The organism is Pseudooceanicola nitratireducens (assembly GCF_900109195.1).
GTDB lineage: Bacteria > Pseudomonadota > Alphaproteobacteria > Rhodobacterales > Rhodobacteraceae > Pseudooceanicola > Pseudooceanicola nitratireducens.
In genome coordinates this window covers 124,133-138,318 of record NZ_FNZG01000004.1, presented here as the reverse complement: position 1 = coordinate 138,318, position 14,186 = coordinate 124,133, and the positions used below count along the sequence as shown (strand labels likewise).

The window sequence follows — 14,186 nt, the reverse complement described above, 5'->3', positions numbered from 1 at the left end:
GTTCATATTGGGCGCATGACTCGCCCGCCCCAGACCAGCCGGGACCTGACGCCCGACCACGTCCTGCCGCCGCAAAGCCGTCGGGGAAGGGGTGTCAGCACCAATCAGCCGGGCCGCTTTGAATCCCATGACCGCATCGCCATCGACGACGGATGGGAGATCGAGGAAGACATCCCCCAGATCCGGACCGAGGTGCGGCCCGAGATCGCCCGCAGCCTGATCACCTACAACCGGTCGCCCGATCTGCCCTTTGACCGGTCGATCAACGTCTATCGCGGCTGCGAACATGGCTGCGTCTATTGCTTTGCCCGGCCCAGCCACGCCTATCTGGGGCTGTCGCCGGGGCTGGATTTCGAAACCCGCCTGACCGCCCGGATGAACGGAGCCGAGGTGCTGGAAAAGGAATTGCGCGCCCGGTCCTACAAGGTGGCCCCGATTGCCATGGGCACGAATACCGACCCCTATCAGCCGGTCGAACACCAGCTGAAGCTGACCCGCGCCTGCCTGTCGGTGCTAAGCGATTACAACCACCCCACGGCGATCGTGACCAAGGGGGCGGGCATCCTGAACGATCTGGATATCCTGTCGGACATGGCCGCGCGCGGGCTGGTGGCGGTCGGCATTTCCGTCACCACGCTGGATCCCGCGCTGTCCCGGAAGATGGAGCCCCGCGTGCCGCCCCCGGCGAAACGCCTTGCGGTGATCCGGGCGCTGGCGCAGGCGGGGATCCCCGTGCGGCTGATGGTGTCCCCGGTGGTGCCCGGCCTGACCGACACCGAGGTCGAGGCGATCCTGACCGCAGGCCATGAGGCCGGCGCGCGATCCGCCAGCTGGATCATGCTGCGCCTGCCGGCCGAGGTCGCGCCACTGGTCGAAACCTGGCTGCGCGACAGCCATCCCGACCGGGCCGACAAGGTGCTGAACCGGTTGCGCGACATGCACGGCGGCAAGCTGTACGAGGCGCAATGGGGCAAGCGGATGCGCGGTCAGGGCGTCTATGCCCAGATGATCGCCGCCCGGTTCGACGCCGCCCGCAGGCGTCTGGGCCTGGACGAGGCGACGGTGCCCCTGCGCACGGATCTGTTCCGCCCGCCGCCGCGCCCCGGCGATCAGCTGGATCTGTTCGGCTAGTCGGGCTGGGCCGCGCGGACCTCAGGCCTCTCCGCGTGTCGCCTGGGTGCCGCGTTCCCGATAGGGGGTGGTCTGATACTGTGCGCGATAGCATTTGGAAAAATGCGAGGGCGAGGAGAAACCGCAGGCCAGCGCCACGTTGATCACGCTCATATCCGTCTGCATCAGCAGGTTGCGCGCCTTCTGCAGCCGCAGCTCCATGTAGTACCGTTTGGGCGACCGGTTCAGGTAGCGGCGGAACAGACGCTCCAGCTGGCGGGTCGACATGCCGACGTCCTTGGCCAGGATCGCGGGCGAAATCGGTTCCTCGATATTGCGCTCCATCATCTGGATGACCTGGCTCAGTTTGGGGTGGCGCACGCCGATCCGCGTCGGAACCGACAGGCGCTGCGTGTCCTGGTCCGTCCGGATCGAGGAATAGATCAGCTGATCCGCCACCGAATTGGCAAGTTCTTCGCCGTTCCGGTCGGCAATCAGTTTCAGCATCAGGTCGATCGAGGACGTGCCGCCCGCCGTGGTCATGCGATTGCCGTCCAGGACAAAGACCGACTTGGTCAGGGTGATGTCCTCGTATTGCTCGGCAAAGCTGTCGTGGTTTTCCCAGTGGATCGTGGCGCGCTTGCCGTCCAGCAGCCCGGCCTCGGCCAGGACATGCGCCCCGGTGCACAGCCCGCCGATGCGCAGACCCTTGCGGGCCTCACGCCGCAGCCAGTTCATCAGCGGCTTTGTCGTGGCCTTCTGCACCTCAAGCCCCGCGCAGACCAGCACCGTGTCGTCGCGCGACAACTCACCCAGCTTGGTGTCGGACGCAAAGGTCGTGCCGGCCGAACAGGTGACGTTGTCGCCGGTTTCTGACTGGACCTCCCAGGAATACAGCGGCGATGACGCCATACGGTTGGCGATCCTCAGACATTCCAACGCCGATGCGAAGGCCAGCAACGAAAAGTTGTCCAGCAGCACGAATACGAAGTGCGAAGGTTTGTCCGTCATGCCCAATCCGTTTCCCCTCAACAGGATAGCGGTAACTTTGTCATGGTCGAATGTGTCGCACAAGGGGCGCAAAAGGACGGGAAGGGCGGCCAAAAGGGACCACGGGACGGATTGCCGGTGGTGTCGTGATTTTATCCTGTCTATAACCCGTCGAACTTGAAATCCCGGTGGAGGAAAGAACGTGACCGGCTGGACCAAAAGCGATTGGCGCAACAAGCCGCGGGTGCAGATGCCCGACTATCCCGATGAGGCCGCCCTGAACGCGGTCGAGGCAAAGCTGTCCAAATATCCGCCGCTGGTCTTTGCAGGCGAGGCCCGCCGCCTGAAACAGGCGCTTGGTCAGGCCGGACGCGGTGAGGCCTTCGTGCTTCAGGGCGGCGATTGTGCCGAGGCTTTCGAACAGTTCAGCGCCGACAGCATCCGCGACACCTTCAAGGTGATGCTGCAGATGGCCATGGTCCTGACCTTCGGCGCCAAGGTGCCCGTGGTGAAGATCGGCCGCATGGCCGGCCAGTTCGCCAAGCCCCGGTCTGCCCCGACCGAAACGATTGATGGTGTGGAACTTCCCAGCTTCCGCGGCGACATCATCAACGATCTGGACTTCACGCCCGAGGCGCGAATCCCCAATCCCGACAAGATGTTGCAGGCCTACACCCAGGCCGCCGCAACGCTGAACCTGCTGCGCGCCTTCTCGACCGGCGGTTATGCCGACGTCAACGAAGTGCACCGTTGGACCCTTGGCTTCACCGAATCGGACGAGGCCGAGCGCTTCCGCGACATGGCCAACCGGATCACCGACACGCTGGATTTCATCCGCGCCGCCGGTGTGAATTCCGAACGCCAGCACGCGCTGCGCCAGGTGGATTTCTACACCAGCCACGAAGCCCTGCTGCTTGAGTATGAAGAGGCGCTGTGCCGCGTGGATTCGACCACCGGTCAGCATCTGGCGGGCTCGGGCCACATGATCTGGATCGGTGACCGCACCCGTCAGCCTGACGGCGCGCATGTGGAATTCTGCAAGGGCGTGCAGAATCCGATCGGGTTGAAGTGCGGCCCCTCGATGACCGAGGACGATCTGAAGGTCCTGCTGAAAACGCTGAACCCGGCGAACGAGATGGGTCGCCTGACCCTGATCGCGCGGTTCGGCGCTGGCAAGGTGGCCGACCATCTGCCGCGTCTGATCGAAACCGTGAAGGCCGAGGGCGCGAATGTCGTCTGGGTCTGCGATCCGATGCACGGCAACACGATCAAATCGGCGACCGGCTACAAGACCCGGCCCTTCGATCTGGTCCTGCGCGAGGTGCAGGAGTTCTTTGCCGCCCACAAGGCTGCGGGCACCATCCCCGGCGGCGTGCATTTCGAGATGACCGGCCTGGACGTGACCGAATGTGTCGGCGGGCTTCAGGACGTCTCGGACGAGGATCTGAAAGACCGCTACCACACCGCCTGCGACCCGCGCCTGAACGCGTCCCAGTCGCTGGAACTGGCCTTCCTTGTGGCGGAAGAGCTGACCGCGATGCGGCAGGAGCAACTGGCCGAGGCCAGCTGATCACCCGAAGCGGAACGATTGATTTTGTGAAGGGGCGCAGGTGGTTACTGCGCCCTTTTTCATTCAGAACCGATTTTCAGACTATTTGTTCCGAAACGCTTATTCGGCGTCTTCGCGCCGAACGACACGCAGGTACGGGCGCGGGCCGGGATCAAAGGTGGCCGGTGCCTCGGCCAGCCCGCTTGGCACCCTGGGCGCAGGGTCCTGGGTCACCGGATCGGGCAGCCGCGCATCCCCAAGCAGGGGCGTCACGCGGGTGTCTGTGATCTCGAACCGGCGCGGCGCGCGGCCAACCGATCCAGAGGTGACAAGGCAGCCCAAAACGCGGGAAATGTCGCCAAGGTCGCTTTTCAATGGCAGCAGGATCATCCGTCCGTCCAGCGCCGGCTTTCCGATGCCGCGTTCGCCGGTCAGCGTGATCTCGGCCAGGGCGGGGTCGGCAAAGACCTGTTCCAGCGTGTCGGTGATCACGGGACGGGAATTGGTGGCGAAAAAGGCGGTCAGCGGCATGCCCCGGACCTCCATTCCCAGCAGATCGGTCAGATGCGACCCGGCGATGCGCAGCCGTCCCAGCCCGGTGGCAATGCGTTCCGCGACAAAGGCGAATTCCAGCGCGCGTTCGATCCCGCGCGGATCTATGTCGGACCGGCGGGGCACAAGACGCCCGGCGCGGATCGCCTGCCAATAGGCCTCGACCTCCTTGATCGGCTGGAAACGGGCGGAAGAAGCGAATTGCGTCATGTTTACGACCTTGCGGTCCTGGGTGCGGTCAGTCGGCATAGGGCAGTCCTGTCATTTGTCTTACGGCCTTGTTTTGCCTTCCCGGTCCTGCCCCCGCAGACGTGAATGGAAGACGGCATCAAGCTTACTCATGTATGAAGATGCCACGATCCTGCCTTATTTGGGCGCAAATTCTGAACGAAAGGTTAACGCCCCGGTGAAACGCTCCAAAGGACACCTTTGCGTGACGCGACGTCTGTCCGCCGCCATGATCGCTGGCCTTCGCGGGGCCGCCGCTATATTTCTGGGCGAAATTTGAAGAAAGGTCCCCAGATGCATCAATCCATGACAGGTTTCGCCTCGGCTCAGGGCGCGCTTGGGCCGCACAGCTGGACCTGGGATATCCGGTCGGTGAATGCCAAGGGGCTGGATATCAAGCTGCGTGTGCCGGATTGGGTGCCGGGGCTGGAACAAGCCGCAAAGAAACGCATCGCTGCGTCGGTCACCCGCGGCAATGTCAGCGCGACCCTGCGCATCACCCGCAGCGAAGAGGCCGGCGGTCTGGCCGTCAATGCCGCAGCGATGGAACAGGCGCTGCTGGCCATGGCCCAGGTCGAGGATCTGGCGATGCACCATGGTCTGACCCTGGCACCGTCACGTGCGGCCGACATCCTGATGGTGCGCGGTGTGCTGGAAACCGAAACGACCGAGGATGACAACACCGCGCTCGCGGCGCAGCTAATCCGGGATTTCGACACGCTGGTCGAGAATTTCGTGGCCATGCGCGAAGGCGAGGGGGCCGAACTGGCCCGCATCCTCACCGAACAGCTGGACCGGATCGAAGACCTGGTGGCGCAATCCGCCGCCGTTTTGGCCAACCGGGCCGAGGCGACGCGCGAGGCGCTGCACCAGCAACTGGCCCGGGTGGTCGATGCCGATCTGAACGTCGATCCGCAGCGCGTCGCGCAGGAACTGGCCCTGATCGCGGTCAAGGCCGACGTCACCGAAGAACTGGACCGACTGAAGGCCCATGTGGCCGCCGCCCGCGCGCTGATCGCCAGCAACGCCCCCACGGGCCGCAAGCTGGATTTCCTTGCGCAAGAGTTCAACCGGGAAGCCAACACCCTGTGTTCCAAGTCGCAGCACGCCGATCTGACCGCCCTGGGGCTAGAGCTGAAGGCGGTCATTGAACAGATGCGCGAACAGGTGCAGAACCTGGAGTAGACGCGGGCGTATGGTCGGGCCCCGCGCTTGCCCCGGGCAAGGAACAGACGGGCCCGCGCTTGCCCCGGGCGGCATTATTTGCCAATCACGGGGGCAACAGGCGGCCCGCCACGCGGCCTGCCACAGGAACTTGCGCCAGAGGACCCCGATGTCGACCCCTTCGAAAACGCCACAAGGTGACCGCCGCGGTCTGCTGATCATCCTGTCCTCGCCCTCGGGGGCCGGGAAATCGACGCTGGCCAAGCGCCTGCGCGCATGGGACGATTCGATCCGCTTTTCCGTCTCGGCCACGACCCGCGCGCCGCGCCCCGGTGAGGTCGACGGCAAGGATTACCATTTCCTGTCGGAAGAGGACTTCAAGGCCAAGGTGCAGGACGGCGGCATGCTGGAACACGCCCGGGTCTTTGGCAATTACTACGGCTCGCCCCGCGCCGCCGTGCAGGAGGCGATCGATGCCGGGCAGGACGTGCTGTTCGACATCGACTGGCAGGGCGCGCAACAGATCTCGAATTCGGCTCTGAACCAGCACACGCTGTCGATCTTCCTTCTTCCGCCCTCGATCACCGAATTGCACCGCCGGCTTCAGGACCGCGCCCAGGACAGCGAAGAGGTCATCGCCGGCCGGATGCAGAAAAGCTGGGACGAGATCAGCCATTGGGACGCCTATGACTTTGTCCTGATCAACGACGACCTCGACGAGACCGAGGAAAAGCTGAAGGCGATCCTGACCGCCGCCCGCCTGCGCCGCACGCAACAGCCCAAGCTGACCGACCACGTGCGCACCCTGCAAACCGAATTCGAGGATACCCAATGACCCTGTATGCGCTTGACGGCATCGCGCCGGTAACCCCCGAAGACGGTGATTTCTGGATCGCCCCCGATGCCAACGTGATCGGCCGGGTGGTGATGGAAAGCGCGACCTCGGTCTGGTTCGGCTGCACCCTGCGCGGCGACAACGAGGAGATCCGTATCGGACGCGGATCGAACGTGCAGGAAAACACCGTCATGCACACCGACATGGGCTGTCCGCTGACCATCGGTGAGAATTGCACCATCGGTCACAAGGCCATGCTGCACGGCTGCACCATCGGCGACAACACATTGATCGGCATGGGCGCGACCATCCTGAACAACGCGGTGATCGGCAAGAACTGCCTGATCGGGGCAGGGGCGCTGGTGACCGAGGGCAAGGTGATCCCCGACAATTCCATGGTGCTGGGCAGCCCCGGCAAGGTGGTCAAAGAACTGGGCCCGGAATGGGAACAGCGCAACGAAGCCTCGGCCCTGAGCTATCAGCGCAACATGCGCCGTTTTCGCGACGGCATGATCCGGATCGAGGACTGATCCCTAGCGGATCGGCGGATCCAGCGCCCGGATCAAATGGGTGGTGGTGACGGCCCCGGCTTCGCGATCACGGGAAACCGCCTGATACGCCTCCGACAGCAGGAAAGCGCTGGCCTGGTCCAGGCTGTCGAAGTGCATCAGCACGATCTTGTCGGGGCTGTCGTCCCCTTCAAGCCGAAGCGGGGCCTCATCCGCCGCCAGCACCGTGCCGCCGCATCCGGCGAAAACCCCGGCAAAGCGGGCCTGGTAGGCGTCATAGCGGGCGCGATCGCGAAACCGGACCGAGGCGAGGACAAAAACGCCCATGGTCTGTTTCCTCCTCTTTTCCCGTGGGGACATATCAGTGTAGCACTTGGCGCGGACTATCCCGCAAAATGGTTAAGCATCTATGTCCGAAGCCTTTCTCACCCAGCTTTTGCAGGCCATTCCTCTCGCCTCTCTTTTGATCGGGCGGGGAGAACGGATTTTGGCCGCCAATGACGATGCCAAGGCCCTTCTGGGGACCGCCATCGTCGGGCGCCATTACATCACCGCCATTCGCCATCCGTCGGTTCTGGATGCGGTGGACGGCTGTCTGCAGGACCGTAAGACCCGGAAGGCGCGGCACCTGACGTCCGAAGCCGGGCGGGATCTGACCTATCGGGTGACGGCCTCTTATATCGATCTGGGCGCGGGTGAAGGCGTGCTGGTCAGCTTTGAGGACACCACCCACGTCGAACAGGCCGGCCAGATCCGCCGTGATTTTGTCGCCAACGTCAGCCATGAATTGCGCACGCCGCTGACCGCGCTGCTGGGGTTCATCGAAACCCTGCGCGGCCCGGCCAAGAACGATCCGCAGGCGCAGGAACGGTTCCTGACCATCATGGACCGCGAAGCGCACCGGATGGAACGTCTGGTCCGGGATCTTCTGTCGCTAAGCCGGGTCGAAAGCGAAGAGCGGGTGCGTCCGACGACGCGGGTCGACGTGGCCTCGGTCGTGGGCTCGGTGGCCCGGACGCTTGCCCCGCTGGCCGAAGAGGCGGGCGTGCAGATCGACCCGACCGGCGAGACCGAGGGCGTGCTGATCCCCGGGGACGAGGACCAGCTGCGGCAGGTCTTCACCAACCTGATCGAGAACGGCGTGAAATACGGCGGCTCGGGCGGACGGGTGCAGGTGGATGTGACGGTCTCGGACAATGTGCCGTCGCTGCGGGGGGCAGGGGTGACGATCACGGTGCGCGATTCGGGGCCGGGAATCGCTGAACAGCACATCCCCCGCCTGACCGAACGCTTCTACCGTGTCGATTCGCACAGATCGCGGGAAATGGGCGGCACGGGGCTTGGTCTGGCGATTGTAAAACACATCATCACACGCCACCGCGGACGCATGCGGATCGAAAGCAGACTGGGTGAAGGCACCGCCTTTATCGTCATTCTGCCGCTTGGGCAGTAGGTCGGGGCCATACCGCGCGTGAAAACAGTGGGTTAGGGGGCATTTCCGCCCCCTTTTCCATGGACGCCAAACAGCGACAAATCGCAGGGGTTGTCTATATTTTTTCGCCATCCCGGCGGTTGTCATGAAACCGTTACATTACTTTCACAAAAGCATTAGGGAGCGTCTCTAGATGGGCGTCCTGAGGTCACCTGCAATGGGGACCATGAGATTAAATCAGGAGCTACCATGTCCTACTTCAAACTGACCGCCTCTGCCGTGGCGATCGCTGCCGTTTCCGCAACCGCCGCTGCCGCCCGTGACCAGGTGCAGGTTGCCGGTTCGTCGACCGTTCTGCCCTATGCCTCGATCGTTGCAGAAGCGTTCGGTGAAAACTTTGACTTCCCGACCCCGGTTGTTGAATCCGGCGGCTCCTCGGCTGGTCTGAAGCGCTTCTGTGAAGGCGTTGGCGGAAACACCATCGACGTTGCAAACGCATCGCGCAAAATCAAAGACAAAGAAGTCAAAGCCTGTGCCGAAGCTGGTGTCACCGACATCATCGAAGTGCGCATCGGTTATGACGGCATCGTCTTCGCCAGCCAGCTGAACGGCCCCGCCTACAACGCGTTCGAGCCGGCCGACCTGTTCAACGCCCTGGGCGCAAAAGTCCTCAAAGACGGCGCACTGGTCGACAACACCAACACCAAATGGTCCGACTTCAACGCCGATCTGCCGGCGGAAGAGATCCTGGCCTTCGTTCCCGGCACCAAGCACGGCACCCGCGAAGTCTTTGACGAAAAAGTCATCCTGGCGGGCTGTGAAGAAACCGGCGCATTCGAAGCCTATGTCGCTTCGGGCCTGGACGAAAAAGCAGCCGAGAAGGCCTGCATGGACCTGCGCACCGACGGCCGTTCGGTCGACATCGACGGTGACTACACCGAGACCCTGGCATCGATCGACGCCAACGCAAACGGCATCGGCGTCTTCGGCCTGGCGTTCTACGAGAACAACACCGACAAGCTGAAAGTCGCAACCATGTCCGGCGTCGAGCCGAAGACCGAAACCATCGCTTCCGGCGACTACCCGGTTTCGCGTCCGCTGTACTTCTACGTGAAGAAAGCCCACATCGGCGTCATCCCCGGCCTGAAAGAATACGCTGAGTTCTTCGTGTCCGACGACATGGCAGGCCCCGACGGCCCGCTGGCCGAATACGGCCTGGTCTCCGACCCCGAGCTGTCGGCAACCCAGTCCGGTGTTGCTGAAGAGCAGACCATGGGTTCGAACATGTAAGTTCGACCGGGGTGGCACCGAAAGGCGCCGCCCCAACCATCCGGGCCCCGGCATCCCGCCCGGGCCCGTTTCCTTCCATTACCCTCGGGTCACGACCTTGGGGCCAGGACCTTCGGGTCAAGACGATCGGGAAAGCTTCCTATGCCGGCACTCTGGTTACTCTGCATCGTTCTCGCGATTGCCGTTATTGGTTTCTTCCTCGGACGCGCCCGCGCCATGGCATCTGCCCAAGGCGATGCGCGTCATCTTCATTCCCTGCCCGGGTACTACGGCTATAACACCGCGCTGACGGTTCTGGTGCCGGCCCTGGGCGTGATGATCGCCTGGCTGATCCTGCAGCCGATGCTGATCCAGAACGCGGTTTCCGATGCGATCCCCGGCACGGCCTATGCCGACACCGGCGCGCTGAACCTGATCATGTCGGACGTGCGCCGCGTCGCCGACGGTCTGGACCTTGCGATTGCGCAGGGGGCCATGACCCCGGACGCCGCCACCGCGCTGAGCACCGAAACCACGAACATTCGCGAAACCCTGGCCCAGGTTGGTGTCGCGCTTGGGTCTGACGTGGAACCCTATGTGCTGTCCGCCGCGCAGGATTACCGCCGGCTGAACGGCATCGGCCACCTTGCCATGACGGTGATCGTGCTGGCCCTGGCCATCGGCGGCTTTGCCTTTGCCTACCTGCGCACGAACAAGGATTTCCGCGCCCGCAACGTGGTGGAAAAGGGCGTGCTGGCCATGCTGATCTTCGCGGCCTCGATCGCGATCATGACCACCATCGGTATCGTGCTGAGCCTTGTCTTCAACACGGTCGAATTCTTCAAGCTCTACCCCTGGACTGAATTCTTCTTTGGCCTGACCTGGGCGCCGTCCTTCGGTGGCGGTTCGGAACTGGGCATCATCCCGCTGTTCTGGGGCACTTTCTACATCTCGATCATCGCGCTGGCGGTGGCCGTGCCGGTCGGCCTGTTCGCGGCGATCTACCTGTCGGAATACGCCACGCCCGCCGTGCGCGCCTTTGCCAAGCCCATGCTGGAAGTGTTGGCCGGCATCCCCACGATCGTCTACGGCCTGTTCGCCCTGCTGACGGTCGGCCCGGCGCTGGTCACGGTCTTTGGGCCCGATGCCACCGGCTGGATGGGCGGATCGCGCGCCGTGATCACCGCGGGGCTGGTGATGGGCATCATGCTGATCCCCTTCGTCAGTTCGCTGTCCGACGACATCATCAATTCGGTCCCCCAGGCGATGCGCGACGGGTCGCTTGGCCTGGGTGCGACCAAATCGGAAACCATCAAGCAAGTGGTCATGCCCGCAGCCCTTCCGGGCATCGTCGGTGCCATCCTTCTGGCCGCATCCCGCGCCATCGGTGAGACGATGATCGTGGTGCTGGGGGCAGGGGCCGCAGCCCGCCTGTCGATGAACCCCTTCGAGGCCATGACCACCGTGACCGCCAAGATCGTGTCGCAGCTGACGGGGGATGCGGACTTTGCCTCGCCCGAGGCGCTGGTGGCCTTTGCCCTGGGCATGACCCTGTTTGTCATCACCCTTGGCCTGAACGTCTTTGCACTGTGGATCGTGCGCAAATACCGGGAGCAATACGAATGACCGACGCAACATCGACACCTCCCGGTGGCGGTGCCCGCACCAAGTCCAGCCTGATGACGCTGGACAACCGGGTGCGCCGCCGCAATGCCGCCGAGGCCCGCTTTCGCGCCTATGGGATTGCTGCCGTCACGGTTGGCCTGATCTTCCTGGCCCTGCTGCTGTTCGCCATCGTGCGCAACGGGGTGCCCGCCTTCACCCAGACCTTCATGACCATCCCGGTCGAACTGAAGGCCGACAAGCTGGACAAGAACGGCAACCGCGACATCGAGGAAATCAAGAAGGTCTCGACCTTTGGCTACAAGCCGCTGATCATCGACGCCATGTCCAGGACCCTGGCCGACAACGGGATCGAAAGCCCCTTCGCCAAGGACAAGGATCTTGAGAAGATGGTTTCGGCCTCGGCTTCGGCGCAGATCCGTGACTTCGTGATCGCCAACCCGGGCCGCATCGGCGAAACGGTAGACTTCCGCGTCCTCGCCTCGTCCCGCGTGGATGGCTACATGAAGGGCCGCGTGGCCCGTGAAGACCTGGCGCGTGACAAGAACCTGGACGCCGAACACCTGGACGTGACCGACGCCCTGAACGAGGCCGGCGTGCTGAAGCGCGAATTCAACTGGGCCTTCATCCTGGGCGCGGACGCTTCCGAAAGCCGTCCGGAGCAGGCCGGGATCGGTGTCTCGATGCTGGGGTCCTTCTTCATGATGCTGGTGGTGCTGGGCCTGGCCCTGCCGATCGGTGTCGCGGCCTCGATCTATCTTGAGGAATTCGCACCGAAAAACCGCTGGACCGACCTGATCGAGGTGAACATCTCGAACCTGGCGGCCGTGCCGTCGATCGTCTTCGGTATCCTGGGTCTCGCCGTGTTCATCCAGTTCGCGCATCTGCCGCAGTCCGCCCCGCTGGTCGGTGGCCTGGTGCTGACATTGATGACGCTGCCGACGATCATCATCTCGACCCGCGCTTCGCTGAAGGCCGTGCCGCCGTCGATCCGCGACGCCGCACTTGGGGTAGGGGCCTCGAAGATGCAGTCGGTCTTCCACCATGTGCTGCCGCTGGCCATGCCCGGCATCCTGACCGGCACGATCATCGGTCTGGCCCAGGCGCTTGGCGAAACCGCGCCGCTGCTGCTGATCGGCATGGTGGGCTACATCGCCTCGAACTATCCTGACGGGATCGCCAGCGGGTTCCTTGACCCGAACTCGGCCATGCCGGCCCAGATCTACGAATGGGCGAAACGGGCGGATCCTGCTTACTACGAACGGGCATGGGGTGGCATCATCATCCTGCTGCTCTTCCTCATGACCATGAACATCATCGCAATTATTCTGCGTCGACGCTTCGAGCGCCGGTGGTAAGAAGGACCAGACCCCATGTACGACGCCCCCGCATCGGAGCAGAAAGTGACCCAGAACGAGACTAAAATCGCCGCCCGCAACGTGCAGGTCTTCTACGGCAGCACCCACGCCATCAAGGACGTGAACGTCGAGATCGAAGACAAGACCGTGACGGCCTTCATCGGCCCCTCGGGCTGCGGCAAATCCACCTTCCTGCGGTGCCTGAACCGCATGAACGACACCATCGACATCTGCCGCGTCGAAGGCGACATCCTGCTGGACGGTGAAGACATCTATGACGCTCGCGTCGACCCCGTGCAACTGCGCGCCAAGGTCGGCATGGTGTTCCAGAAGCCGAACCCGTTTCCCAAATCGATCTACGACAATATCGCCTATGGTCCGCGGATCCACGGACTGGCCAAGAACAAGGCCGACCTGGACGACATTGTCGAAAAATCCCTGCGCCGCGGCGCCATCTGGGACGAGGTGAAGGACCGCCTTCACGCGCCCGGCACCGGCCTGTCTGGTGGTCAGCAGCAGCGTCTGTGCATCGCCCGCGCCGTCGCCACTGAACCCGAGGTTCTTCTGATGGACGAACCCTGTTCCGCGCTTGACCCGATCGCCACCGGCCAGGTCGAGGAACTGATCGACGAGCTGCGTGAAAACTACAGCGTCGTGATCGTCACGCACTCGATGCAGCAGGCGGCGCGCGTCAGCCAGAAAACGGCCTTCTTCCACCTCGGCAACCTGGTGGAATACGGCGAGACGGGCCAGATCTTCACCAACCCGGTGGATCCGCGCACCGAAAGTTACATCACCGGCCGTATCGGCTGATCCATCGGAGTTGGATAAAATGACCGCAGACGAGCAGCATATCGCATCCGCCTTCGACCGGGATCTGGAAGCCATCCAGGCGAAGATCATGAAGATGGGCGGCCTGGTCGAGGCCGCGATCCTGGACGCAGCCCAGTCGCTGGAAACTCGCGACGAAGAGTTGGCCGAACAGGTCCGCAAGGGCGACAAGGCCATCGACGCCCTGGAAGAGATGATCAACGAAGACGCCGCGCGCCTGATCGCGCTGCGCGCACCGACGGCGGGCGATCTGCGCATCGTTCTGTCCGTCATGAAGATCTCGTCCAACCTGGAACGTATTGGCGACTATGCGAAAAACATGGCCAAGCGGACCTCGATCCTGGCCCAGATGTCGCCGATCAACGGCTCTCAGGCCGCGCTGCGCCGCATGGCGCGCGAGGTCAACGAGATGCTGAAGGACGCGCTGGACGCCTATATCCAGCGCGACGCCGTCAAGGCCGCCGACGTGATCCAGCGCGACCAGGACGTCGACCAGATGTACAACGCGCTCTTCCGCGAATTCCTGACCTTCATGATGGAAGATCCGCGCAACATCACCGCCTGCATGCACCTGCATTTCATGGCCAAGAACACCGAACGCATGGGCGATCACGTGACCTCGATCTGTGAGCAGGTGATCTACCTGGTCACCGGCGAAACCCCGGACGAGGCGCGGCCCAAGGGCGACAAAACCTCGACCGACGCGACCTTCTCGCCGCAAGCCTGAGCCTTTCCG

The 14,186-nt window shown here is 63.4% G+C and carries 14 protein-coding genes; 11 read left to right on the top strand and 3 right to left on the bottom strand.

Annotated elements, in window-relative coordinates; all coding sequences use genetic code 11:
- Positions 1 to 15 precede the first annotated feature (15 nt).
- Positions 16 to 1,131, top strand: coding sequence for a PA0069 family radical SAM protein (locus BMX99_RS15320; protein ID WP_093453777.1), 1,116 nt, complete (start codon positions 16 to 18; stop codon positions 1,129 to 1,131).
- 21 nt (positions 1,132 to 1,152) lie between these two features.
- Here the strand turns inward: BMX99_RS15320 and BMX99_RS15315 are convergent, their stop codons facing one another.
- The gene (locus tag BMX99_RS15315) at positions 1,153 to 2,121 is read right to left on the bottom strand and encodes a GlxA family transcriptional regulator (protein ID WP_093453774.1); all 969 of its coding nucleotides are present in this window, start codon (positions 2,119 to 2,121) and stop codon (positions 1,153 to 1,155) included.
- 181 nt (positions 2,122 to 2,302) lie between these two features.
- Between BMX99_RS15315 and BMX99_RS15310 the strand changes: the two genes are divergently transcribed.
- Positions 2,303 to 3,670 carry a class II 3-deoxy-7-phosphoheptulonate synthase gene (locus tag BMX99_RS15310; RefSeq protein ID WP_093453770.1) on the top strand — a complete coding sequence of 456 codons (1,368 nt, stop codon included), beginning with the start codon at positions 2,303 to 2,305 and terminating at the stop codon, positions 3,668 to 3,670.
- 99 nt (positions 3,671 to 3,769) lie between these two features.
- Here BMX99_RS15310 and BMX99_RS15305 read toward each other — a convergent pair whose 3' ends face one another.
- On the bottom strand, positions 3,770 to 4,450 hold the full coding sequence (locus tag BMX99_RS15305) for a PAS domain-containing protein (RefSeq protein ID WP_093453767.1): 681 nt from the start codon (positions 4,448 to 4,450) through the stop codon (positions 3,770 to 3,772).
- A gap of 285 nt (positions 4,451 to 4,735) precedes the next feature.
- On the opposite strand from BMX99_RS15305, the gene BMX99_RS15300 reads away from it, so the two are divergent.
- The 3 genes from BMX99_RS15300 to BMX99_RS15290 all read left to right on the top strand — a co-directional run bounded on the left by BMX99_RS15300 (position 4,736) and on the right by BMX99_RS15290 (position 6,958).
- Positions 4,736 to 5,614, top strand: a complete 879-nt coding sequence (locus tag BMX99_RS15300) for a YicC/YloC family endoribonuclease (protein ID WP_244525560.1) — start codon at positions 4,736 to 4,738, stop codon at positions 5,612 to 5,614.
- 148 nt (positions 5,615 to 5,762) lie between these two features.
- Entirely contained in the window at positions 5,763 to 6,428 is a 666-nt protein-coding gene (gene gmk / locus BMX99_RS15295; RefSeq protein WP_093453761.1) for a guanylate kinase, read from the top strand.
- A complete protein-coding gene (locus tag BMX99_RS15290) occupies positions 6,425 to 6,958 on the top strand; it encodes a gamma carbonic anhydrase family protein (protein ID WP_093453758.1) in 534 nt (177 codons plus the stop codon). The genes gmk and BMX99_RS15290 overlap by 4 nt, the downstream gene beginning before the upstream one ends.
- A gap of 3 nt (positions 6,959 to 6,961) precedes the next feature.
- Here the strand turns inward: BMX99_RS15290 and BMX99_RS15285 are convergent, their stop codons facing one another.
- Positions 6,962 to 7,264 carry a DUF1330 domain-containing protein gene (locus BMX99_RS15285; protein ID WP_093453755.1) on the bottom strand — a complete coding sequence of 101 codons (303 nt, stop codon included), beginning with the start codon at positions 7,262 to 7,264 and terminating at the stop codon, positions 6,962 to 6,964.
- 82 nt (positions 7,265 to 7,346) lie between these two features.
- On the opposite strand from BMX99_RS15285, the gene BMX99_RS15280 reads away from it, so the two are divergent.
- The 6 genes from BMX99_RS15280 to phoU all read left to right on the top strand — a co-directional run bounded on the left by BMX99_RS15280 (position 7,347) and on the right by phoU (position 14,177).
- A complete protein-coding gene (locus BMX99_RS15280; protein WP_093453752.1) occupies positions 7,347 to 8,390 on the top strand; it encodes a sensor histidine kinase in 1,044 nt (347 codons plus the stop codon).
- A 228-nt stretch (positions 8,391 to 8,618) separates the two neighbouring features.
- Complete coding sequence (locus BMX99_RS15275) at positions 8,619 to 9,659, top strand: substrate-binding domain-containing protein (protein ID WP_093453749.1); 1,041 nt, start codon at positions 8,619 to 8,621, stop codon at positions 9,657 to 9,659.
- Positions 9,660 to 9,800: 141 nt separating this feature from the next.
- Positions 9,801 to 11,264 carry a phosphate ABC transporter permease subunit PstC gene (gene pstC / locus BMX99_RS15270; protein ID WP_093453746.1) on the top strand — a complete coding sequence of 488 codons (1,464 nt, stop codon included), beginning with the start codon at positions 9,801 to 9,803 and terminating at the stop codon, positions 11,262 to 11,264.
- Entirely contained in the window at positions 11,261 to 12,619 is a 1,359-nt protein-coding gene (gene pstA, locus BMX99_RS15265; RefSeq protein ID WP_093453743.1) for a phosphate ABC transporter permease PstA, read from the top strand. Before pstC ends, pstA begins: the two co-directional genes overlap by 4 nt.
- 15 nt (positions 12,620 to 12,634) lie before the next feature.
- The gene (gene pstB, locus BMX99_RS15260) at positions 12,635 to 13,432 is read left to right on the top strand and encodes a phosphate ABC transporter ATP-binding protein PstB (protein WP_093453740.1); all 798 of its coding nucleotides are present in this window, start codon (positions 12,635 to 12,637) and stop codon (positions 13,430 to 13,432) included.
- A gap of 19 nt (positions 13,433 to 13,451) precedes the next feature.
- The gene (gene phoU / locus BMX99_RS15255) at positions 13,452 to 14,177 is read left to right on the top strand and encodes a phosphate signaling complex protein PhoU (protein ID WP_093453737.1); all 726 of its coding nucleotides are present in this window, start codon (positions 13,452 to 13,454) and stop codon (positions 14,175 to 14,177) included.
- The last annotated feature ends 9 nt before the right edge of the window (positions 14,178 to 14,186 follow it).